Origin of the sequence: Sorangium sp. So ce1335 (assembly GCF_051521615.1) — a bacterium.
Classification (GTDB): Bacteria; Myxococcota_A; Polyangia; order Polyangiales; family Polyangiaceae; genus Sorangium.
The window spans coordinates 11,487,019-11,510,229 of record NZ_CP150363.1 but is presented as its reverse complement, the minus strand read 5'-3'; the positions used below and the strand labels follow the sequence as shown (position 1 = coordinate 11,510,229).

17 protein-coding genes are annotated in these 23,211 nt (G+C 71.2%); 11 read left to right on the top strand and 6 right to left on the bottom strand.

Features of this window, described 5'->3' with window-relative positions; translation table 11 throughout:
- Positions 1-109: 109 nt before the first annotated feature.
- Entirely contained in the window at positions 110-379 is a 270-nt protein-coding gene (locus tag WMF24_RS43100; protein ID WP_437733295.1) for a hypothetical protein, read from the bottom strand.
- A gap of 927 nt (positions 380-1,306) precedes the next feature.
- On the opposite strand from WMF24_RS43100, the gene WMF24_RS43095 reads away from it, so the two are divergent.
- Entirely contained in the window at positions 1,307-2,254 is a 948-nt protein-coding gene (locus tag WMF24_RS43095; RefSeq protein ID WP_437733294.1) for a hypothetical protein, read from the top strand.
- A gap of 222 nt (positions 2,255-2,476) precedes the next feature.
- On the opposite strand, the gene WMF24_RS43090 is transcribed toward WMF24_RS43095, so the two are convergent.
- A complete protein-coding gene (locus WMF24_RS43090; protein ID WP_437733293.1) occupies positions 2,477-2,977 on the bottom strand; it encodes a hypothetical protein in 501 nt (166 codons plus the stop codon).
- A 150-nt stretch (positions 2,978-3,127) separates the two neighbouring features.
- On the opposite strand from WMF24_RS43090, the gene WMF24_RS43085 reads away from it, so the two are divergent.
- On the top strand, positions 3,128-4,360 hold the full coding sequence (locus tag WMF24_RS43085; RefSeq protein WP_437733292.1) for a winged helix-turn-helix domain-containing protein: 1,233 nt from the start codon (positions 3,128-3,130) through the stop codon (positions 4,358-4,360).
- A 290-nt stretch (positions 4,361-4,650) separates the two neighbouring features.
- Here WMF24_RS43085 and WMF24_RS43080 read toward each other — a convergent pair whose 3' ends face one another.
- Positions 4,651-6,063, bottom strand: a complete 1,413-nt coding sequence (locus tag WMF24_RS43080; protein ID WP_437733291.1) for a hypothetical protein — start codon at positions 6,061-6,063, stop codon at positions 4,651-4,653.
- A gap of 444 nt (positions 6,064-6,507) precedes the next feature.
- Here WMF24_RS43080 and WMF24_RS43075 point away from each other — a divergent pair, with 444 nt between their 5' ends.
- On the top strand, positions 6,508-7,482 hold the full coding sequence (locus WMF24_RS43075; protein WP_437733290.1) for a hypothetical protein: 975 nt from the start codon (positions 6,508-6,510) through the stop codon (positions 7,480-7,482).
- Positions 7,483-7,705: 223 nt separating this feature from the next.
- On the opposite strand, the gene WMF24_RS43070 is transcribed toward WMF24_RS43075, so the two are convergent.
- Positions 7,706-8,110 carry a GFA family protein gene (locus WMF24_RS43070; RefSeq protein ID WP_437733289.1) on the bottom strand — a complete coding sequence of 135 codons (405 nt, stop codon included), beginning with the start codon at positions 8,108-8,110 and terminating at the stop codon, positions 7,706-7,708.
- A gap of 438 nt (positions 8,111-8,548) precedes the next feature.
- On the opposite strand from WMF24_RS43070, the gene WMF24_RS43065 reads away from it, so the two are divergent.
- The gene (locus tag WMF24_RS43065; protein WP_437733288.1) at positions 8,549-9,712 is read left to right on the top strand and encodes a hypothetical protein; all 1,164 of its coding nucleotides are present in this window, start codon (positions 8,549-8,551) and stop codon (positions 9,710-9,712) included.
- Positions 9,713-9,749: 37 nt separating this feature from the next.
- On the opposite strand, the gene WMF24_RS43060 is transcribed toward WMF24_RS43065, so the two are convergent.
- On the bottom strand, positions 9,750-10,037 hold the full coding sequence (locus WMF24_RS43060) for a hypothetical protein (RefSeq protein WP_437733287.1): 288 nt from the start codon (positions 10,035-10,037) through the stop codon (positions 9,750-9,752).
- Positions 10,038-10,066: 29 nt separating this feature from the next.
- On the opposite strand from WMF24_RS43060, the gene WMF24_RS43055 reads away from it, so the two are divergent.
- The 7 genes from WMF24_RS43055 (at position 10,067) to WMF24_RS43025 (ending at position 22,021) form a co-directional block, all read left to right on the top strand.
- Complete coding sequence (locus WMF24_RS43055) at positions 10,067-10,789, top strand: substrate binding domain-containing protein (RefSeq protein ID WP_437738922.1); 723 nt, start codon at positions 10,067-10,069, stop codon at positions 10,787-10,789.
- A 294-nt stretch (positions 10,790-11,083) separates the two neighbouring features.
- Positions 11,084-11,413, top strand: a complete 330-nt coding sequence (locus tag WMF24_RS43050) for an ArsR/SmtB family transcription factor (protein WP_437733286.1) — start codon at positions 11,084-11,086, stop codon at positions 11,411-11,413.
- On the top strand, positions 11,410-11,850 hold the full coding sequence (locus WMF24_RS43045; RefSeq protein ID WP_437733285.1) for an SRPBCC family protein: 441 nt from the start codon (positions 11,410-11,412) through the stop codon (positions 11,848-11,850). The genes WMF24_RS43050 and WMF24_RS43045 overlap by 4 nt, the downstream gene beginning before the upstream one ends.
- Positions 11,847-12,095 carry a hypothetical protein gene (locus WMF24_RS43040; RefSeq protein ID WP_437733284.1) on the top strand — a complete coding sequence of 83 codons (249 nt, stop codon included), beginning with the start codon at positions 11,847-11,849 and terminating at the stop codon, positions 12,093-12,095. The genes WMF24_RS43045 and WMF24_RS43040 overlap by 4 nt, the downstream gene beginning before the upstream one ends.
- 13 nt (positions 12,096-12,108) lie before the next feature.
- A complete protein-coding gene (locus WMF24_RS43035) occupies positions 12,109-14,541 on the top strand; it encodes an ATP-binding cassette domain-containing protein (RefSeq protein ID WP_437733283.1) in 2,433 nt (810 codons plus the stop codon).
- A 412-nt stretch (positions 14,542-14,953) separates the two neighbouring features.
- On the top strand, positions 14,954-15,940 hold the full coding sequence (locus WMF24_RS43030) for a response regulator (protein ID WP_437733282.1): 987 nt from the start codon (positions 14,954-14,956) through the stop codon (positions 15,938-15,940).
- Positions 15,941-16,003: 63 nt separating this feature from the next.
- The gene (locus tag WMF24_RS43025) at positions 16,004-22,021 is read left to right on the top strand and encodes an AAA family ATPase (RefSeq protein WP_437733281.1); all 6,018 of its coding nucleotides are present in this window, start codon (positions 16,004-16,006) and stop codon (positions 22,019-22,021) included.
- 163 nt (positions 22,022-22,184) lie between these two features.
- On the opposite strand, the gene WMF24_RS43020 is transcribed toward WMF24_RS43025, so the two are convergent.
- Positions 22,185-23,150 (bottom strand): LysR family transcriptional regulator, encoded by a 966-nt coding sequence (locus tag WMF24_RS43020; RefSeq protein ID WP_437733280.1) that lies wholly within the window; start codon positions 23,148-23,150, stop codon positions 22,185-22,187.
- Positions 23,151-23,211 lie beyond the last annotated feature (61 nt).

The window sequence follows — 23,211 nt, the reverse complement described above, 5'->3', positions numbered from 1 at the left end:
GGAGAGGACGCGTCCGAAGAAAAAAGTATGAACTTGCTTCCCGTGGGCGCGTCTCTTTCTCCGAACGGTTATGAACGATATCGGTCATAATCCATGAGGAGCGGCGCCCTCACGGTCCTTCATGATAGGTGTGGGTATCGTGATGGTTATGCTCGTGATAAGCAGATTCGGAGAATTGCGTGTCGCACGCCCCGAGGATCTTGCTGAGAACGGGATGGTCGGAATCCAGATTCCCCGCAACGGTCTTCACCTGATCGACGTTGGCGTTGGAAATTGCCGAGATGGCAAGACCCGCCCCCTCGAGAATCTTGGCAAGACTCTCTTTCGTGGTGTTGTTGTCTTTCTTCGTTGTTTCTTTTTTCTGCTGTTTCTCGTCCATTGGACTCTCCCTGGTGAAAGAGATGCGTTTCTCTACCCTGGCTGCTGTTTGTGGTTGCAAGCCATGTACCCGGCTCGAAGGTGAGAAGAAGGCGCCCTTCGGGTAAGCGTGCTCGCGAAGTTTGATGGGGTCCCGAGCACGAAAATTGAGGGAGGCGCGGCGTCATGGCCGTCGCGGCCTTGGGCATCGCCGGGCCGCGACGCCGGAATGGGCACGAGCACGAAGTTGGAGGGCCTTTGAGCGCGAGGATCGAGGGACGCTCGGCGTCATGAGCCGAGCGCGGGCGGGGTCGCCTCAAAAGGAGATGTCGTCGCCGGGCCGCTCGTCGCCGAGCGCCTGCGGGTGATCGGCAGGAAAGAAGGCGCGGTGGCTATTGAGCGCGGCGTGGAGCTCGCGGACGGGCATCGAAGATGCGGCGGGCGGCGCGCAGTAACCGCCCAGCCAACGCCATCGTGATCGTCCGTGCCGCGCCGGCTACCCGTCCCCATCGCGACGAAGGAGGAAGCGATGGCGACGAGAGCGGAGCGGGCCGAGCGGATCGCGCGGCCCGGCGCCGCCGCCGGGCCTGCGCGACACCAACCAAGGTCGGCCACCGCCGCCGTTGCACATATCACCTTGCCGACATCGAAGCCATCGCATCACGACAGTTGATGCCCTCACCGGCGTCAGGGTGCCCATACCCCACCGTCTTGGTGCTGGCATCGGTCTGCATCGCGCTCGCCACCCGCAAACCGACGAAAACATCACGCGATCGACAACGATTTCGACACGATTGGCTACCCATGCCGGTAAGCCCCTGTCGTCCATTGCGGCGACACGGTGAGGCTCGACGAAGAAAGCGCGACGCTGTGCAACGATTCATCCATTCGCCTCTTTCGTCGTTCTGAGGTGGCGCATCATGCGATGATGGATTAGGGTCGTCCTCCGATGCACAACCGCTCTGACCAGTTCGCGAAGAGCTTGCTGCGCGACGGGCTGAGCCTCGTCTCGGCCGCGCAAACAGAGGTCGAGGTCCTGGCGGCGACCCAGAAGATCGATGTCTTCAGCGTGCCTGATCCAGCCCGCCAGGCCGAGCGTGCCAGGATGGGCCTGCTCGGCGAGCTCGCCGCGGAGCCGAGCCTGTTCGAGCCGTTCCACGGCACGCCGAGCCTCCGTCAGGTCCGCCGCTGCCTGCGCAAGCAGCTCACATGGCACCACGAGCTCGAACGCCGCGCCCGCGCTGCCGCCGGCGCCGTCGCGCAGGAAGAGGACGCAGATGCGCCGCCGCAGCCGGCGGTGGACTTCCCTGCCCTCGTCGTCATCGGCCCGGGGCGTCCCGAGACGGTGCTCGACGCCTACCGGTGCGAGCCGGTGCAACCGGGCGTCTACCACGCCGTCCCGGGCCTGGTGCTGCGCGTCATCGTGCTCGCGGAGCTGCCCCGGACGCGCGCGACGCTGCTCTTGCGGCTGCTCGGCTCGGGCCGCGTCCTGCGCGACGCGCTGGCCGATCTGGCCGCGCTGCCCGACGACGCCTGGGAGAAGAGCGTCGCCAGGCCGCTGCTGGTACACTTCCGGCTCGGAGCCAGCGAGCCGAGCGACGAGGAGGACGAGGTGAGCGCAGAGATCCGGGCGTGGGTCGAGGAGTACGAGAACAGGCTTCGGGCCGAGGCGCGAACGGAGGGCCGCAAGGAAGGCCACAACGAGGGCCGCAAGGAAGGCCGCAACGAGGAGGCGGCGCGGGCCGTGCTGACCGCGCTCCGGGTCCGCGGCATCGCCGTGCCGGACGCCGCGCGCGAGCGCATCCTGGCCGAGAAGGATCCGGAGACGCTGGAACGGTGGCTCGAGCGGGCCATCGTCGCCGCGTCGCTCGCCGAGGTGCTCGACGGCCTGAGCTGAGCCACGCCGGCCAGCGACCGGCTGCCCGGCGCGCACGCTCCCGCAACGGGCTCGCATCCGCGGTTCTGCCGCCGTGCCGTCCGCCGGGAGCGGGACAAGCTGCATCCAGCGGTAGCTGGCACCAGAGCGCTGGCGAGAAGGCCTGCTCAGGGCTCGCAGGGTCGGGGGGTCTCTCCAACGCGGAGACGGGTGCCACCCATCTCCTGCCGGAGGCGCGTCCAGCTACCTGTCATGGCACAGGACACACCCAAACTCGTGCTCGTACACCCGATGGACGGGACAGAGCACCAGCTGCTTCGGGCGGTCGCCGTAGGACCAGACCGTCGCATCCACACCGCACGCATGCTCGACGACGAACGCCTCGATCATCGCCCGGAACCGATCCAGGCAGGGCTGGAGCGACTCCTCGCGCGGCCCGTACCCCAGCCGCTCCCAGCCCGTCCTGGCCTTCGCCGCCTCGATCACCCGGAGGATGAACTCGCGTTCGCGGGCGAAGGTGCTCGGGGACCAGGGCATCTCGCTGACGTCGAACCCCACGACCCCGAGCCCGAACATCCCCTGATCGTGCGAGGCGAACCACGCGGCGAGCTCGCGTTCCCCCTCGGTCTCGGCCAGCGCCGACGCGGCAAGGGCGAGCACGGAGATGAACACCGAGGTCAGCCCGTTGCTCATCTGGATGCGCGTGAGGCCGGGACCGGCCTCGTACGTGATGACGTTCGCCATACCTTCACCTCCGCGCGCCCGACATGATAGCGCTCACCCGCGGGACGTGATCCGCATCCGTCGGCATCCGTCGGCATCCACGGCGCGCGGCCTCGCGCGTGCTCGGCCTGCTGTGGCCGCTGCTGATGACGCGCTAGAGTGCGGCCCGGAATGAAGGACACCCTCACCGCCGCGGCGGCGCGGCGCATCGCCCTGGCGGCGCAAGGCTTCGGTGGACCGCGGCCGGGGCGCGACACGACGAGACGCCAGCTCACGCGGCTCATCGAGCGGCTGGGGGTCGTGCAGATCGACTCCGTGAACGTCGTCTCGCGCGCCCACTACCTGCCAGCCTTCTCGCGGCTGGGCGCCTATCCGCGCGCGATGCTCGAGGAGCTGGCCTGGGCCCGCAAGCGGCCGCTGTTCGAGTACTGGGCCCACGAGGCCTCGCTGCTGCCGCTCGGCATGCAGCCGCTGCTGCGCTGGCGGATGGCCGACGCCCGCGACGGGGTCGGCGTGTGGAAGGGCGTCGCCCGCTTCCTGCGCGAGCACCGGAAGGCGGTCGACAGCGCCCTCCAGCAGATCCGCGACCGGGGGCCCCTCGCCGCCTCCGAGCTGGAGGTCGGCGAGAAGGGCCGGGGCGGCTGGTGGGGCTGGAGCGACGCGAAGCGCGCCGCCGAGTGCCTGTTCTGGACCGGCCAGCTGACCACCGCCACCCGGCGCGGCGCCTTCGAGCGGGTCTACGGCCTGCCGGACAAGGTGCTGCCCAGCGCCGTCCTCCAGGCGCCGACGCCGGCGCGCGAGGACGCCCAGCGCGAGCTGGTCCGCATCGCCGCCCGGGCCATGGGGATCGCCACCGAGCGCGACCTGCGCGACTACTTCCGCATGGGCATGGCCGAGACGAGGGCCAGGGTGAGCGAGCTCGTGGACGCCGGCGAGCTGCTGCCGGTGAGCGTGACGGGCTGGCGCGAGGCCGCCTTCCTCGATTCCGCCGCGCGCCGGCCGCGCCGGGTCGAGGGCGACGCCCTTCTCTCGCCGTTCGACAACGTGATCTGGTTCCGCGAGCGGACGGAGCGGATGTTCGGCGTGCGGGTGCGGCTCGAGATCTACACCCCCGCGGCGAAGCGCACCCACGGCTACTACGTCCTGCCCTTCCTGCAGGGCGAGGCGATCACCGCGCGCGTCGACCTGAAGGCCGACCGCAAGGCCGGCGTGCTGCTCGTCCAGGCGAGCCACGCCGAGCCGTTGGCGGACGACGAGACGCCGGCGCGGCTGGCGGCGGAGCTCAAGCGGATGGCCGGCTGGCTCGGCCTGGAGACGGTGCGGGTGGAGCCGAAGGGGGACCTGGCCGCGCGCCTTGCAGGCGCCCTCCCCCGGGCCCGCCCCTCCGACGACGGCGCGCCCTGAGCGGCTTGGAACCAGCGCGCCGATCGACGCCGCGGAGGCCTCGGCCAGGGCTCGCGGGGCTGGAGGGCGGCCTCTCCATCGCGGAGACGGGTGTCACTCATCTTTTCCTGGACGGCACGTCCATCGGAAGACGGGTGCCACCCATCTCCCGCGTGGACGCGCCAGCTTCCCCGGATAGGTCCACGGCATGCCGTCCGCTCCGGGCGAGGGGCGCCGGGACGGCCTCGGGCCTCCTGGCGGAGCGCCTCCTGGCGGCGCCTCGCGGCGTCAGCCGCCCCGAGGCCCGCCCCTCAGTTCTTGACGAACCCGTTGAAGAGCCCGATGCACATCTCGTCGAGCGAGCTCTCGCCGAGGACGATGTCCCTCGGCGCGGTGAGGTTCTCCTCGAGGAGCGCCCTCTTCACGAAGGGGTTGTCCATGGTGTTGTCGTAGCGGCAACGCAACGTCATGACATCGCCGGTCTTCAGCACGGGGAGCTCCTCGATCGGCGCGTCGATCGTGTACGTCTGCTGCCAGTTGAAGTCCCACGCTGGCGTCTGGACCACGCACTCCTCGGCCGGATCGTCGCCCTCCGGGCTCGGGCGCTGGACGTCGACCTTCATGTCGGTCCCGACATAGTGCATGTGCGTCATCGCGCTGTAGAGCCGGATGCCGCCGACCAGCGACTCGCCCATGAACGTCTCGGGGAGCGTGATCTTCATGACCTCGGTGTGGTCCTTGGCCCCTGCCGGGACGAAGAACTCGACCCCTTCCCTGTCGTTGGGCCCCGGCTGGAGCCCCTCGCCGTTCGGCCATTGCTGCGGAAAGTTGCCGAACGCCACGAAGACGACCCTGTACTCCGGCGGCTCCGGGAGGAACCGGAGCTGGATCCTCGTCGCGTCCGGCTCGGCCTCCGCGCCCGCCGGGTGGTAATGGACCTGCATCACGAGCCGCGATCCCGCGGGGACGAGGAAGCCGGCGTTGGGGGGGAACTCGGTCGGTCGCCCGCCCGGCACCCACACGCCGAGGACCTGGGTGTCCTGGACGCCCGAGCTGCCAAAGCACTCGTAGCCGCCGTCGGCGTCAGCGAGGGCGTCGCTCTCCGCGTGCGGGTCGGTGAAGACAACGACGTGGTGGACGACCTTCGAGTTGCCCGGCACCACGTTCATGCCGTTCACGAACGTGTCCTGCGTGAGGTTGGGATCCATGACGAAGCAGCGGAACTGGTCCTCGTCGCCGCCCGTCACGTACGGCTTCGCGGGCTCGATGGTGGCGCTGACGCCCTCGAGGCCATGGATCCCCGACGGATCGAGCGCGGGAGGCGCTTCCGCGGGGTCGCCCTCGGGGGCCCCGGCGTCGTGCCATGCCTCGAGCGTCGCGAGCTCCGCGTCGGAGAGCCTGCTGTCGTCCTTCCAGCCGAAGCGCGGCGCGCACTCGTCCGTCTCCACGGCGCCCCAGGGCGGCATCGTCCGGTCCTGCGTCACCGCCACGATCCGGCTCGAGACCTGCTTCACGTCGGCGTAGTCGGTCAGGCTGAAGGGCGCGATCTCGCCGGGCGAGTGGCACCCCTGGCACCGCTTCTGCAGGATGGGCGCCACGTCCTTGTGGAACGTCGGCCCGGCCGCGGGGCCCTCGACCGGGGGCGTCGTGCTCTCGGGCTCGCTGGCGCAGCCCACGATGGGGAAGAGCGCGGCGAGAACGATGGTCCGGGCCCTGTTGTTCATGGTCATCATCTCCTCTCCTCACGCGTGCTTCCACGCGTGCTGAAGACCCGAATGAGCTCCCGCGGATCCGGCGTCAACAAGGAGGACCTGGATCACGCCGTACGGTGCCGCCCGGGGCCCGCCGCCGGACCCGCGCCATGAGCGACGCTGCCGGCAGTCTCCACCGCCACGCGCGGCGACCTGCCACCGCCGCGGAGGCCGCGCTCGTCGACCTGCGGCGCGGCCCCGGCTTGGCCTGGCGCTCATCGACCCGGATCGTCGAAACATCACGCGACCGGCAACGATTTCCACGCGGCCTGCTCCACCTGCCGGTAAGCGCTTGTTGTTCGAGCGGCGTTACGGCCATGACCTGTCGCCGATGATGCATTTAGCGACGGATCCAGCTCGCCATCATGCATCCTCTGCGGTGGACCATGTCGCCAGCGTCGCTCAGATTCGCCTCCGATGCACAACCGCTCTGACCAGTTCGCGAAGAGCTTGCTGCGCGACGGGCTGAGCCTCGTCTCGGCGGCGCAGACAGAGGTCGAGGTCCTGGCGGCGACCCAGAAGATCGACGTCTTCAGCGTGCCTGATCCAGCGCGGGACGCCGAGCGCGCCAGGATGGGCCTGCTCGGCGAGCTCGCCGCGGAGCCGAGCCTCTTCGAGCCGTTCCACGGAACGCCGAGCCTCCGCCAGGTGCGCCGGTGCCTGCGCAAGCAGCTCACGTGGCACCACGAGCTCGAACGCCGCGCCCGCGCTGCCGCCGGAGCCGTCGTGCCGGACGAGGACGCCGATGCACCGACGCAGCCTGTGGTGGACTTCCCTGCGCTTGTTGTTATTGGCCGGGGGCGTCCCGAGACGGTGCTCGACGCCTACCGGTGCGAGCCGGTGCAACCGGGCGTCTACCACGCCGTGCCGGGCCTCGTGATGCGCGTCATCGTGCTCGCGGAGCTGCCCCGGACGCGCGCGACGCTGCTCTTGCGGCTGCTCGGCTCGGGCCGCGTCCTGCGCGACGCGCTGGTCGATCTGGCCGCGCTGCCCGACGACGCCTGGGAGAAGGGCGTCGCCAGGCCGCTGCTGGTACACTTCCGGCTCGGAGCCAGCGAGCCGACGACCGATGAGGAGGACGAGGTGAGCGCAGAGATCCGGGCGTGGGTCGAGGAGTACGAGAAGAACCTTCGGGCCGAGGCGCGAACGGAGGGCCGCAGGGAGGGCCTCGACGAAGGCCGCAGGGAGGGCCTCAACGAGGGACGCAGGGAAGGGCGCGCCGCGGAGGCAGCGCGGGCCGTGCTGACCGCGCTCCGGGTCCGCGGCATCGCCGTGCCGGACGTCGCCAGAGAGCGCATCCTGGCCGAGAAGGATCCGGAGACGCTGGAACGATGGCTCGAGCGGGCCGTCATCGCCGCGTCGCTCGCCGAGGTGCTCGACGGATCGAGCTGAGCCATGCCGGCCAGCGTCCGGCTGCCCGTCGCGTAGGCTCCCGCAGCCGCCAGAACGGCGAGTCCCGCTCCTGGAAGACCGATCACGTTGATCGAGAGAGAAATGAACCGCCAAGGCGCCAAGGACGCCAAGACATCTTCTTTTTCTTGGCGCTCTTGGCGTCTTGGCGGTTGAAAATTCTGCTCGTTTCAGGCGGGTGCAACCCGCTTGTTGCTCTAGCTGGCTAGAGATGCCGGGTCTCCGCCGGCGGTCTCCCCCAGTCGTTGGCGCGACCGTCGGCGTATCGCACCGGAGCCTCGACGAGCTCACGAGGATCGACGTCGTCGAGCGCTCCAAGCTGAACAGCCACGTAATCGCCCCCGATCTCCGGGACATGGCCGCGGCCGAACGAGCGCACGCCGCAGTGCTTGCAGAACAGGTGATGACCGACCTTCCGGTTGAACTGATAGTCGCTCAGATCCTGCTCCCCCGCGAGGAGACGAAACGCGTCCGGGTGGATGATCACGTTCCAGTTCCTCGTCTTCGTACAGATGGAGCAGTTGCACTTGTTCGTGCCCCGGCTCAGATCGATGTCGGCCTCGAACCGAACCGCGCCACAATGACAGCTTCCTCGATAGGTCTTCAGCATGGGTGGGCCTCCGCAGGCGATGGCGTGACAGGTTCACGGACGTGCAGCAACCACCAGAACGAGCACGACGAACCGGCAGCGAGCCCAGGCGCTCGACGGGTCGGCCCGGCAGGACCATGTAGCAGGCCATCGCACACGAGGCGACGATGGCGGCGGGCCCCTCCGCGCCGGCGCCCGCGCGCCTCGCGAGCTCAGCCGCGGCGGCGATCCCGCGCGCGGCGCGGCACGGACGCGGCGCAGCGGCGCAGCGGCGCAACGGCGCAGCGGCGCAGCGGAGCGGCACGGGCGCGGCACGGTGGTGCGCGTCGCGCCCCCGAGGCGCCGCGGGCCTTCGTCAAGGCTGCATGATTGAGCCATCACCGGAGCGACTCCGCACCTCATGAAGGCCTGGCCAGCGGCACCGGCCGGGTCACAATGTCCCCATCCCAGGAGGCCAACGTGAAGCTTCAGAGCGTGCTCGTCCTGTCCAGCGTGGGACTCGTGTGGGCCTGCTCGGCGGCAGAGCCGGAGGCCCCTCCGGCGCTGGCCTGCCAGGCATCGCCGGACTGCGCCGCTGCGCCCGAGACGCCGCTGTGCGACGAGGCGCTCGGCGCGTGCGTCGCGCTCCCGCCCGGACACCCCATCGGCGTGAAGGACGGCAGTCCGGCGTCGGTCGCGCTCGTGCCCGTCTTCGAACCGGACAGAAAGCGGGAGCCGACGGACCTCGACTTCAACCCGGAGCGGCCGGACGAGCTGTGGGTCGTCAACCGCCGAGACGACAGCGTGACCATCATCACGAAGCCCGGCGCGCAGGACAGCCAGGCGGTCCGCCTCCGCGACCCCGCCGCCTCGCACTTCATGGACCGGCCGCCGGCGATCGCCTTCGGCAACGCGGGCACGTTCGGCGTCTGCGGCGACAGCGACAACGGCGGCAACTACTTCATGGGGCCGACGCTCTTCTCCTCGGACCTCGCGATCTTCGCGGAGGAGACGCCCGATGGCCTCGGGTCGCACCTCGACATGCTCCACTCGAGCCCCTTCTGCAAGGGCCTCGCCCACGAGCAGGGCAACGTCTACTGGGTCTTCAACGGGCACGATCGTTCCATCGACAGGTACGACTTCGCCACGGATCACGGCCCCGGGAACGACGATCACGCCGACGGCGAGATCTACCGCTACGTGCCGGGCCAGGTGCTCGGCATCGAGGAGGCGCCGAGCCACATCTTCTACAGCGCCGAGGACCGCCACCTCTACATCGCCGATACAGGCAACAAGCGGCTGCTCAAGCTGGATACCGGAAGCGGGCTGATCGGCAGCAGCTTCGACGGGAGCGAGCCGGTCGTTGCGCGCGTCCACGTCGACGAGCCCACGCTGTTCGAGCTCGTCCCCCCGGGGACGCTCGAGGCGCCGAGCGGCATCGAGGTCCACGAGGGCCTCGTCTACGTCACCGATCACGCGACAAGCCGGTTCCATGCCTTCGACCTCGATGGGCGGCCCGTCCGCACCCTGGATACAGGGCTTCCCGCCGGCTCGCTCGCCGGCTTCACCTTCGGGCCGGACGGCAAGATCTACTTCGTCGACCTGGTGTCGAGCCGGGTCTACCGGCTCGATCCCATCCTCTGAGGCGAATCCACCTCGTCGACCTGGTGTCGAGCCGGGTCTACCGGCTCGATCCCATCCTGTGAAGCGAAACGGCGGCGGCGCGGCCCGCGTGCGCCACCCGCCGCCGGCCGGCGAGCAGGCGCCGCGCGAGCGCCGCCGCCGCGACCCACGCGGGGACGACCTGGAGGACACCCGTGATCTCGAAGAGCGCGTTGTCCGGCACCTCGTAGAGCGGCGGCGGGAACAGGCGCACGAACGCCCGGGACCCGGGCGCGAGGAAGTACAGCGCGTCCTTCAGCACGTGATTGTAAAAGCCCTCGTAGACGCCTATCCAGGCGATCGGCACGACCGCCAGCGCGCACGCGGGCGCTCCGGCTGAGCGACGAGGGCCGCGCCTTCCTCGAGCGGTGCCAGCGCATCCTCGAGGAGCTGGAGGCGGCCAAGCGGTCGATCGCGCACGCCCGCGCGGTCCCCGAGGGGCGCCTCTGCGTGGAGGCGCCCGCGGTCCTCGGGCGGCTCGCGCTCGTGCCCGCGCTGCCGGGCTTCCTCTCGCAATACCCGGGCATCGAGCTCGACCTCCGCCTGCGCGACGCGGTGGTCGACCCGGCCGCGGAGGGCGTCGACGTCGGCCTGCGCATCGGGCACCTCCGGGACGCCGAGGTCGTGGCGAGGAGGCTCGGCGTCACGCGGATGCTCGTGTGCGCCTCGCCGGAGTACGTGCGCCGGAGCGGCGCGCCCGAGTCGCCCGAGGAGCTCCACCAGCACCGCTGCCTCGGCTTCGTCCGCGAGGGCCGCGTCGTGCCGTGGCGCTTCCGCGCCGGCGGCGAGACAGCCCATTTCGAGCCCGCCGGCCCGCTCCGCGTCAACGACGGCGACGCGCTCAAGGCGCTCGCCGTGGCCGGCGCCGGGCTCGCCTGGGTCTTCGACTTCATGATCGCCCGCGAGCTCGCGTCGGGCGCGCTCGTCACCGTGCTCGACGCGTTCGCCGCCGACGAGCGGCCGATCCACGCGCTTTATCAAAGCCCGCGGCACGTCATCCCCAGGGTGCGGGTGTTCCTGGACTTCGCCGCCACGCTGCTCGGCGCCCCGCCGCGCTAGAACAACGATCACGTTGATCGAGCGAGAAATGAACCGCCAAGACGCCGAGGACGCCAAGAAGACAAAGTCTTGGCGTCCTCGGCGTCTTGGCGGTTCGACGTTCTGCTCGTCTCAGGCGGGTTCGACCCGTTTGTCGCGCTAGGCAGCGCGGCGCCCCGGCGCCGCCCGCCAGAGCCCCGGCCCGGGGCGGCCGGACCGCCGCGCCGCGCCGCGGCGGCTCCGCGCGCGCGCCCGATCCCGAGCGGCCCCGCCCGCGCGCTTGACAATCCATAAGCGTTCGCTTATACGTCAGGGGTGCAGCGCGAGGCCGCAGCCGAGGACAAGATCTTCCAGGCGCTGGCCGACCCCAGCCGCCGGGCGATCTTCGAGTCGCTGACGCGCGGCGAAGCGGCCGTGAAGGACCTCACGGCGCGCTTCGACATCTCGCAGCCGGCGGTCTCGCAGCACCTGGCCACGTTGAAGGACGCCGGCCTGGTGAGCGCCCGGCGCGAGGGGCGCTGTGTCTACTACCGGGTGGAGCCGCGCGGGATGAAGCCGCTCATCGACTGGATCGCGCACTACCGCGCCTTCTGGACAGACCACATCGATCGTCTTGAACGACTGCTGGAGGACATGGACGAATGACACTCATGGACAAGACCGCACAATCGCAGACCGAGTCCCTCTCGTTCGAGTTCGATCTGCCGCATTCGCCGAAGAAGGTGTGGCGCGCGCTCACCGACCCCGCGCTTCTCTCGGAGTGGCTCCTGCCCGTGATCGGCCTCAAGCTCGAGCCGGGGGCGGCGTTCACGTTCAAGACCGACCCGTACCCCGGCTGGGACGGCACCGTGAATTGCCGGCTCGTCGAGATCGAGGAGCACCGGAAGCTCACCTACACGTGGAGCGTCCCCTTCCTGGACACCGTCGTGACGTTCACGCTCACGCCCACGGCGACGGGCACGCGCCTTTCCCTCGTGCAGTCGGGCTTCAAGGCGGACCAGAAGCAGGAGTTCGGCGGCGCGCGCTACGGCTGGAAGATGATGGGCGAGAAGCTCGTCGACCTGCTCGCGAGGACGCCGTGAGCGGGCCGAAGCCGAGCTGGGACAGGTGGATCCGGCAGACCCACCGCTGGCTGTCCCTCGTCTTCACGGCGGCCGTCATCGCCAACCTCGCCTCCTTCGGGCAGGAGGAGCCCGCCGTCTGGGTGGGCCTCCTGGCGCTGATCCCGCTCGTCCTGCTCCTGATCACCGGGCTGTACCTGTTCGTGCTGCCGTATGCCACAAGGCGACGCAGCGGGATCTCCTCACAAACCGTCGACACGCGATGACATGATGGCGCCCATGACCTCATCCAACCAGCACCCCGCAGACAGCCACGACCTGATCCGCGTCCAGGGCGCCCGGGAGAACAACCTGAAGGACGTCAGCGTCGAGATCCCCAAGCGGCGGCTGACCGTGTTCACCGGCGTCTCGGGCTCGGGCAAGTCGTCGCTCGTGTTCGGCACCATCGCCGCGGAGTCGCAGCGGCTGATCAACGAGACCTACAGCGCGTTCGTGCAGGGGTTCATGCCGACGCTGGCCCGGCCCGAGGTGGACGTCCTGCAAGGGCTGACCACCGCGATCATCATCGACCAGGAGCGGCTCGTCGGTAATCCGCGCTCGACGGTCGGCACGGTGACCGACGCGAACGCGATGCTCCGCGTGCTGTGGAGCCGCCTCGGCAAACCGCACATCGGCGGGCCCGGCGCCTTCGCCTTCAACGTCCCGTCGGTCCGCGCGGCCGGCTCGATCACGGTCGAGAAGGGAGAGAAGGGTGGGAAGAAGGCCGAGAACGTCGTCTTCACCCGCGCCGGCGGCATGTGCCCGCGGTGCGAGGGCCTGGGGTCGGTCAGCGACATCGACCTCACGCAGCTCTACGACGAGAGCAAGTCGATCAACGAGGGCGCGATCACGATCCCCGGCTACAGCATGGATGGCTGGTACGGCCGCATCTTCAACGGCTGCGGCTTCTTCGACGCGGACAAGCCGATCCGCAAGTTCACGAAGAAGGAGCTCCACGACCTGCTCCACAAGGAGCCGACGAAGATCAAGGTCGACGGCATCAACCTGACCTACGAGGGGCTGATCCCGAAGCTGCAGAAGTCGATGCTGTCCAAGGACCTCGACTCGCTGCAGCCGCACATCCGGGCGTTCGTGGAGCGCGTGGCCACCTTCACCGCCTGCCCCGACTGCGGCGGCACCCGGCTCAGCGAGGCCGCCCGGTCCTCCAAGATCAAGGGGATCAACATCGCCGACGCCTGCGCGATGCAGATCAGCGAGCTGGCCGCGTGGGTGCGCGATCTGAACCAGCCGTCGGTCGCGCCGCTGCTCACCGCGCTGCGGCACACGCTCGACTCGTTCGTGGAGATCGGCCTCGGCTACCTCAGCCTCGACCGGCCGACCGGCACGCTGTCGGGCGGCGAGGCGCAGCGCACGAAGATGATCCGCCACCTCGGGTCGTCGCTCACCGACGTGACCTACGTCTTCGACGAGCCGACGGTCGGGATGCACCCCCACGACATCCAGCGGATGAACGACCTGCTGCTGCGGCTCCGCGACAAGGGCAACACCGTCCTCGTCGTCGAGCACAAGCCGGAGGTGATCGCGATCGCCGACAACGTCGTCGACCTCGGCCCCGGGGCCGGCACCGCCGGCGGCGAGGTCGTCTTCCAGGGCACCGTCGACGGGCTGCGGGCGAGCGGCACGCTCACCGGGCGTCACCTGAGCGACAGGGCCTCGCTGAAGACGTCGGTGCGCAAGCCGTCGGGCGTGATGAAGGTGCGCGGCGCCCGCGCGCACAACCTGAAGAACGTCGACGTCGACATCCCGCTCGGCGTGCTCGTCGTGGTCACCGGGGTGGCGGGGTCGGGCAAGAGCTCGCTGATCCACGGCTCGGTGTCGAGCCGCGACGGGGTGGTCTCGGTCGACCAGACGCCGATCCGAGGCTCGCGGCGGAGCAACCCGGCGACGTACACAGGCCTGCTCGATCCGATCCGGAGCGCGTTCGCGAAGGCCAACGGGGTGAAGCCCGCCCTGTTCAGCGCCAACTCCGAGGGCGCCTGTCCGTCCTGCAACGGCGCCGGGGTGATCTACACCGACCTGGCGATGATGGCCGGCGTCACGACGGTCTGCGAGGACTGCGAGGGTCGGCGGTTCCAGGCGTCGGTGCTGGAGTACCGCCTGGGCGGGCGCAACATCGCCGAGGTGCTCGACATGCCCGTCGCCGAGGCGGCCGCCTTCTTCGGCGCCGGCAAGGCGCGCACGCCGGCCGCGCACGCGATCCTCGAGCGCATGGCCGACGTGGGGCTCGGCTACCTGCGGCTCGGCCAGCCGCTCACCACGCTGTCGGGCGGCGAGCGGCAGCGGCTCAAGCTCGCGACGCACATGGGCGCCGACGGCGGCGTCTTCGTGCTCGACGAGCCGACGACCGGGCTGCACCTGGCCGACCTCGAGCAGCTGCTCGGGCTCCTGGACCGGCTCGTCGACGCCGGCAAGTCGGTCATCGTGATCGAGCACAACCAGGCGGTGATGGCGCGCGCCGACTGGATCATCGATCTCGGGCCGGGCGCGGGCCACGACGGCGGGCGGATCGTGTTCGAAGGCACCCCGGCCGACCTCGTCGCGGCGAGGTCGACGCTGACCGGCGAGCACCTGGCGGCGTTCGTCGGCGGCGCCGTCAAGCAGAAGAACGCCCCGGCGCGAAGCAGCGGGCGTGCTCGTACGCAACACGCGTAGCCACCCGCGACGCGGCGAAGCGAGCTCGGGTGAACGGGAGGCGCCGCGACCGTCCTCGTCCGTGCGGGTCTCGGAGGGGGCGTGTCGACGGCTCGCAGGGTCCGGAAGAGCGCTGTCGGGTGCTCACACCATGTTCCCGACAGGCTCGGAGACGAGGCCTCGAGGCCCCCCGGCGCGCGAAGACGCAAGGACAGGGATTGCCCGCGTGGCGTGGCCTACCGTCGCCCTCGTCAGCCACAAATGGGCTGTCAGCTCCTGACCATTCCGTGATACCAGGAGCCAGGAGCCAGGAGGAACGTCTTCTCCGGCAGCCCCGTCCTCTCACCTTGTGCGCGTCTGCGCGCTCGCCGTCGGTCGGGGATCCGGCCGCGCCGAGGAAGGTCGCCGAGGGGTGCCGGGACAGCCATCATCCATGCAAGAGCAAGAAACTCCGCGTCCGGGGCTCGTCCTCATCGCAGATGACAGCTCGGACAACCTGGAGGTGCTCTCGAGCGCGCTCATCTCCGATGGACTGGAGGTCGCCGTCGCGTGCGACGGTGAAGAGGCCGTCGAGCTGGCCAACAAGGCGCAGCCGGACCTCATCTTGCTCGACGCGCTGATGCCCGTCCTCAGCGGGTTCGAGGCGTGCCGGCAGATCAAGGCCAATCCCGCGACGCAGAGCATCCCTGTCATGTTCATGACGGCGCTCGCCGAAGCGAAGTTCAGGGCGCGGGGCTTCCACGTGGGCGCGGTGGACTACGTGACAAAGCCGTTCGAGGAGACCGAGCTCCTCGCGCGGGTTCACACCCAGATATCGCTCCGGCGCGCGACGCGGGCCCTCGAGGAGCAGAACAGGCGGCTGTCGGAGGAGATCCGCGAGCGCGAGAGGGCCGAGGAGGCGCTCGCGGAGGCCGTGCAGCGGCTGCGCGAGGCGAACGCGCAGCTCTCGCAGGAGCTGACCGAGCGCGAGCGCGCCGAGGCGGCCAGGGGGGCGCTGCAGGACCAGATCATCGCGGTCCAGCGGGAGAGGCTGCTCGAGCTCGCCGCCCCGATCATCCCGATCCTCGACGGCATCCTCGTGATGCCCCTCGTCGGCACGATGGACGTCGAGCGCGCGACGCAAGCGGTCGAGACGGCGCTGTACCAGGCGGCCGAGCGCGGGGCCGACCGTCTCATCATCGACATCACCGGCGTGAAGGCGGTCGACGCGACCGTGGCGTCCATGCTCCTGCGCGCGGCGAGGGGGCTCTCTCTGCTCGGCACCCGCGCGATCGTCACCGGCGTCCGCGCCGACGTGGCGCAGACGCTCGTGGGGCTCGACCTGCACCTCGATGGCCTCGTGACCAAGGCCACCCTGCAGTCGGGCGTGGAGCACGCGCTGCGGACGCGCGGCCGCGGGCAGCACAGGAGCGAGCGTTGAGGGGCGGCTGAAGCGGCCGCTCGCCCGGCGTCTGCGCCGGGACCGAAGGGGGGATGACACAGGATGGAGCTGAGAGACTACGCGGTGCGCGAGGTGATGCACGAGGGGCGCGAGACCCGGGTGTGCCGCGCTGTCCACCGCCCCTCGGGCGACAGGGTGGTGATCAAGCTCCCGGCGGCGGACGCGCCGGGCCCGCGCGCGACGGGGCGCATGGTGCACGAGCACCGCATCCTGACGCAGCTCGGGGCGCTGCCCGGGATAGCGCGGGCGCGCGAGCTCGTGCAGCAGGGCGGCACGGTCGGGCTGGTGCTCGAGGACCCGGGCTTCGAGTCGCTGGATCGCCTGCTGGCCGAGCGGGGGCGCCTGCCGGTGGAGGCGGGGCTGAGGCTCGGAGCGCTGCTCGCGCGGGCGCTCGAGGCGGTGCACGCGGCGGGCGTGACGCACAGGGACGTCAAACCGCAAAACGTTCTGGTCGACGCGGCGTACGCGCAGGTCAAGCTGCTCGACTTCGGCATCGCCTCGTCGCTGCCGCTGGAGGCGACGGCGGCGAGCATCCCCGAGGGGATCGAGGGGACGCTCGCCTACGTGTCGCCGGAGCAGACGGGCCGCACGGCGCGCGCGGTCGACGCGCGCACCGACCTGTACTCGCTGGGCGTGACGCTCTTCGAGGCGCTGTCGGGGCGGCTGCCGTTCACCGAGCGCGACCCGCTCGCCCTCGTGCACGCGCACCTGGCCAAGGAGCCGCCTCCCCTCGACGAGGTCGCCCCCGACGTGCCCCCCGGCGTCTCGGCGATCACCGCACGGCTCCTCGCGAAGGACGCGGACCGGCGCTACCAGACGGCGCGGGGGGCAGCGGAGGACCTGGAGCGAGCGCTCGTCGCGTGGCGCGAGCGCGGCACGGTCGAGCGCTTCCCGCTCGGGAGCAAGGACTTCTCGCGCAAGCTGCGGCTGCCGGACGTGCTCGTCGGGCGAGACCGCGAGCGCGAGCTGCTCGGCGCCTCGTTCGCGCGCGCCGCCGAGGGCGCGGCGGAGCTCGTGCTCCTCGGCGGCCCGTCCGGCGTCGGCAAGACGGCGCTCGTGCGCACCGTCTACCGGGACATCGCCAAGGCAGGGCGCGGGCTGCTGATCTCGGGCAAGCACGACCAGCTCGCGCGATCGACGCCCTACGCGGCCATGGCGCAGGCGTTCGGGGCGCTCATGCAGCAGTGGCTGGCGAGCCCGGAGCCGGTGCTCCGGGCGTGGCAGGAGCAGATCGAGGCCGAGGTGGGCGACAACGCGCGGCTCATCGCCGACGTGGTGCCGGAGCTCGAGCGGGTCATGGGCCAGCTCGCGCCGGTGCCGCCGGTGCAAGGCGAGCAGGTGCTCGCCCGCCAGCGGCTGACCTGGCTCGACTTCGTGCGGGCGGTCGCGACGCCGAACGCGCCGCTCGTGATGTTCCTCGACGACATGCAGTGGGCCGACAGCGCCACGCTGGAGATCCTGAAGACGCTGCTCACGGACGCGGAGCGGCGGGATCTGCTGGTGATCGCGGCCTACCGCGACAACGAGGCGCCCCCCGAGCACCCGCTGTGGAAGCTCGTGGAGTCCGTGGGCGAGGGCGGGGCGACGGTGACGAGGTTGGCGGTCGGCCCCCTGTCGGAGGAGCACGCGCAGGCGTGGGCGGCGCGCGCGCTGAGCCGTGATCCGGCGCAGGTCGCGCCGCTCTCGCGGGCGCTGTGGCAGAAGACGCGCGGGAACCCGTTCTTCATGGAGCAGCTCCTGCTCTCCTGGCACCGGCAGGGCAAGGTGGTCAGGGACGCGGAGAGCGGCGCGTGGCGCTGGGACCAGGAGGAGCTGGAGCAGGCGCAGGTCACCGACAACGTCGTGGCGCTGCTGACGGACAAGGTGCACGAGATGCCCGAGGCGACCCAGCAGCTCCTCGGGCTCGCGGCGTGCGCGGGGCACACGTTCCACCTCCGCGACCTCGGGCGGCTCAGCGGATGGGATCGCGCCCGGGTGACCGGGGCGCTGTGGCCCGCGATGCAGGAGGAGCTGGTGGTGCCGACCGACGGCGCCTACCGGGCGGCGCAGGCGCTGGGACAGGCCGGGAGCGGAATCGAGGAAGAAGCGCTGGACGCCGAGTACCGCTTCTTGCACGACCGCGTGCAACAGGCGAGCTACGAGCGGATCGCGCCGGAGGAGCGCGCCCTGGCGCACCTGGAGATCGGCCGGCGCCTCTTTGCCCAGCGCCGGGCCGAGGGGGGCACGCCGCAGCAGCTCCTCGAGCTGGTGCGGCACCTGAACCTCGGCTCGGCGCGCATCGACGCCGCGGAGGAGCGCGAGGCGCTCGCGCGGCTGAACCTGGAGGCCGCGCGCGCCGCGAAGGCGGCGAGCTCGCACCGGCTCATGGCGAGCCTCGCGGACGCCGCCGAGGCCCTGCTGGACGGCGGCGCGCGGCGCGAGGACCCGGAGCTGCCCGCGCAGATCGCGCTGGAGCGGCTCGAGGCGGCCTTCTTGCTGCGGGAGTTCGACGACGTCGAGGCGCGGTGCGCGCGGCTGCTCGCGGCGCCCCTGCCCGCGCTCGCGAGGCTCTCGGCGCAGGAGATCCGCGTCCGCAGCCGCCAGGCGGCAGGCCAGTTCGCGCGCGGGGTGGAGCTCGGGCTCGCGGTGCTCGCGGAGCACGACATCGTGTTTCCGGCCGCGGACGAGGCGCGCCGGGCCGCGCTCCTCGAGGAGTCCGCCGCGCTGGATCGGTGGTTCGAGGGCGACCCGGGCGCGTTCGATCGTATGCCCCCCGATCCATCCCCGGAGCACGTGCTCGTCGACGCGCTGATGATGCACCTGATGGTGTGCGCGGCGATCGGCGGTCAGCCGGTGCTGGCCACGCTGGTGATCACCCGCGCCGTCCAGCGGGTGCGGCGGCACGGCACGCTCACGCCGGTCTCCCCCTTCATCATCGCCTGCTTCGCGAACGTCTGGTCGCTGACCACGGGGATGTACCGTCGATCCGGATCCTGGGTCGGCCCCGGCGTGCGCGCGGCCGAGCGCGTGGGATCGCCGTTCCTGGCAGAGTGTCTGTCCTTTCTTGGGCAGTACACGGCCTACGCGCGCCCGGCCGACGAGATGGGGCCCATCTTCGAGCGCACCTGCGCGACGGGCCTGAAGATCGGCTCGTTCCAGGGGACGAGCTGGGGGCTGGAGGGCGACCTGTTCTATCACCGGGTGTGGCGCGGCCAGCCGCTCGGGCAGATCGAGGCGCACCGGGCGGCCCGCTGGGGGCTGATGCAGCGCGCCGGGACCGCGCTCGGGCACCATTTCTTCGAGACGATCGCCTCGTGGTGCGGCCTGCTGATGACCGCGGGCCCCTCGGCGATGGTCCTGTCCGACGAGCCGTTCGCGCGGGGGTCGCGCTCCCTGCTGGCCGACGGGGACGAGATGGCCGCCGAGCTGGCCCGCATCCTGGAGGCGCACCTGTTCCTCGTCGCGGGCGCGTACCCGATGGCGCTCGCGCGGGCCCGGGAAGCCGAGCGACACCGCCTGTCGATCTTCGGCTTTCCCCCGGTGACCGACGTGCCGCTCTGGCTCGCGCTCGCCGCCGCGAAGTGCTGGCGGCAGGCCGCGGACGCGGAGGAGCAGGCCAGGCTGCGCGAGCACATCGAGCACGGCCTCGCGCGCCTCCGTTACTTCGCCGAGGGGTGCGCGGAGAGCTTCCTGCACAAGCTGCGCCTCCTCGAGGCCGAGGTCGCCCGCGTCGAGGGCAAGACGGACGAGGCGATGGCCCGGTACGACGAGGCCATCGCGCTGGCCCGCGCGCAGCGCTTCCTGCACATCGAGGCGCTCGCGGCGCAGCTCTCGGGCGAATTCCACCTCGAGGCGGGCAGGACCCGCATCGCGGCGCTGTACCTGCGCGAGGCCAGGGACGCCTATGCCCGCTGGGACGCGCACGCCGTCGTGGCCCACCTGGAGGCGAGGTGGCCCGCCCTCCTCGGCGCACAGGCCCAGCCCGCGACGCCCGCGATGACAGAGCGCCGCCTCGCGGCGAGCGTCACGACGCTCACCACGACGAACGCGACCGGCAGCGCCCAGCTCGACGTGAACACCGCGGTGCGCGCGGCGCGGGCGCTGTCGAGCGAGCTCGATCCGGAGCGGGTCGTCGGCCGGTTGATGGAGCTCGTGCTGGAGAGCGCGGGGGCGCAGCGCGGCGTCCTGATGCTCGTCGAGGGGGGCGAGCTCTCGGTGGTGGCGCGGCTCTCGGTGGAGGGCGGCCGCATCGAGACGGGCCTGTCCGAGCCGATGTCGCAGAGCGGCGAGGTGGCGAGGACGGTCGCGCACTACGTGGAGCGCACGAGCGAGCCGGTCGTTCTGGACGACGCCAGGGCCGACGCGCGGTTCGCGGCCGACCCGTACCTCGGGTCCCACGACGTCCTGTCGCTCCTGGCGATCCCCCTGTCGCACCGGGGGCGCCTGCTCGGCGTGCTCTACCTCGAGCACCGCGAGGTGCCCGGGGCGTTCCACGAGAAGCGGGTGGAGCTCCTGTCGGTGCTCGCCTCGCAGGCGGCCATCGCCGTGGAGAACGCCCTTCTGTACCGGGACCTGGAGGCCAGGATCAAGGAGCGCACCGCCGAGCTCCACGTCGCCAAGGAGGCGGCCGAGCGCGCCAACCAGGCCAAGAGCGATTTCCTCTCCAGCATGAGCCACGAGCTGCGCACGCCGCTCAACGGGATCATGGGGTATGCGCAGATCCTGGAGCGATCGCCGGATATCCCGCCGAGGTGGCGCGAGGTGCTGCACCTCATCCAGAAATCGAGCGACCACCTGCTCTCGCTCATCAATGACGTGCTCGATCTGGCCAAGATCGAGGCGGGCAAGGTGGACTCCGTCCTGAGGGAGGTCCAGCTCCCCGGCCTGGTGAGGACGGTGATCGGCCTGTGCCGGGTGCGCGCCGAGGAGAAGGGGATCTCCCTCACCCACGAGCTGCGCGGGCCCGCGCTGGAGGCCGTCCACGCCGACGAGAGGCGGCTGACGCAGGTGCTCCTGAACCTCCTCGGCAACGCCATCAAGTTCACCGCGCGGGGCGGCGTCTCGCTCCGCGTCGAGGCGCTGGAGGAGCGCGTCCCTGCGGGGCGGATGGTGCGCTTCCGCGTCGAGGACACGGGCTCCGGGATCGCCCCGGAGCACCTGTCGCGGATCTTCGAGCCGTTCGAGCAGGTGGGAGACCACCGCGCGAGGGGCGAGGGCACGGGGCTCGGCCTCGCCATCACGAAGAAGCTCGTGCAGCAGATGGGCGGGGCCATCGAGGTGGAGAGCGCGCCCGGCGTGGGCAGCACCTTCACCGTGACGCTCCCGCTCGCCGAGGCGCGCCCGGCGGCGAGCCCGGGCGGCGCCGCGGGGTGGGACACGATCGTTGGCTACCGGGGGGAGCGCCGCACGATCCTCGTCGTGGACGACAACCGCGACAACCGCGCCGTCGTGCGCGAGCTGCTGGGCCCACTCGGGTTCGACGTCCGCGAGGCGGACGGCGGCGAAGCGGCGCTCGGCGTGGCCGCCCAGTGCGCGCCGGCGCTCGTCCTGATGGACCTGTCCATGCCGGGCATGGATGGCCACGAGGCCACGCGCCGCCTCCGGCGGATGCCCGAGCTCGGGCGGGTCGTCATCGTCGCCTCGTCGGCGCGCACCTCCGAGGCCGAGCAGCAGGAGAGCGCCCGCGCCGGCTGCGATGGCTTCCTGGCCAAGCCGATCAAGGCGAGCGCGCTCCTCGATATGCTGTCGGGCTCGCTCGGCGTCGAGTGGCTCCGCCGCGATCAGCTGCCGGATCAGCGGGCGCCCGCGGAGGCGCCCGCGGGCAGCGGTCGCCTCGTGCCGCCTCCGGACGAGGAGCTGACCCTCCTGTCGGAGCTCGCGGACAAGGGGCTGCTCCGCAGGGTCGTGGAGGAGGCGGAGCGGATACGGCAGCTCGACCCGCGGCTCGGCCCCTGGGTCGACGAGCTCGTGACGCTCGCGCGCGGCTACCAGACGCGGAAGCTGCGGGAGCTCGTCCGCCCGCGCGGGCGAGGCGGCGCGGACCGCGCAGGCGACGACGCGGCTCCGGGAGGGTCGACGTAGCACCGCTGGGCCCGCGAGGACTTCCCGTGGAGCAACAGACGGGTTGAACCCGCCTGAAACGAGCAGAACTTCGAACCGCCATGACGCCGAGGCATTGTCTTCTTCTTGGCGTCCCTGGGCGTCCTGGCGGTTTATTTCTCGCTCGCTCGACGTGATTGTCGTTCTACCGGGGCTTCCTCGACGGGCCCTCCTCGACGCGGGTGCGCCGCCGGCGCGCGCGTGAAGGGGCGACGAGGGACGGCTGCGCGCGGAGCAGCTCGACGAAGCGCGCGAGCGGAAACCGCGCGGCCGCGTCGGCCCGGTAGACGGCCGCCCACCGCTCGGCGAGGCCCTCGCGGGTGAAGCGGCGCGCGACGACCTCGCCGCGCGCGACGCTCGGCGCCACGGCCCAGCGGGAGACGAGCCCGACGCCGAGGCCGTCCTTGACCAGCTCCACGAGCGCGTCGGTGAGCGGCACGCGCGCGGCGAGCGGCATCGGCGCGCGCTCGCTGGCGATGAGCTCGCGGAGGCGCTCGACGTCGCTCCGCGGGGCGTCGTGGGTGAAGAGCTTCTCGCGGCCGAGCTCGACCGCGGTGACGTACGGGCGCGCGGCGAGCGGGTGCGACGGCGCGACGATGACCGTCCACTCGTCGTCGAAGAGCGGCTCGACGACGAGCGCGCCGTCGCGCACCGGCGAGCTCACGACGGCGAGCTCGATCTCGCCGCGCAGGAGCGCGGCGACCGGCTCGCGCCGCGCCTCGAGCACGATGCGCGCGTCGACGTGCGGGTGGTCCTTCGCGAGGGCCGAGAGGACCGGCGGGAGCCAGTGGTACGTGGTGAAGCACTCGACGACGATGCGGAAGACCTCGTGCCGGCGCGCGCCGGCGTGCACGAGGTCCCGCTCGATCCGCGAAAGGTCGGCGAGCATGGTGCGCGCGGCGTCGAGCAGCCGCGCGCCGGCCGGGGTGAGCTTGAGCTGGCGCCGGACGCGCGTGAAGAGCGCGACGCCGAGGCGCCCCTCGAGCTCGGCGAGCTGGTGGCTCACGGCCGACTGCGTGAGGTGGAGGCGCGCCGCGGCGCGCGTCGGCCCGCCCTCTTCGGCGATCGCGCGGACGAGGCGGAGGTGGCGGATCTCGAGCATCTGGGACATGAGCTGCCCTCATGAATCCATGCGAAACATGAGTTTCTCACATGAAGAGCCGCCGTTCATA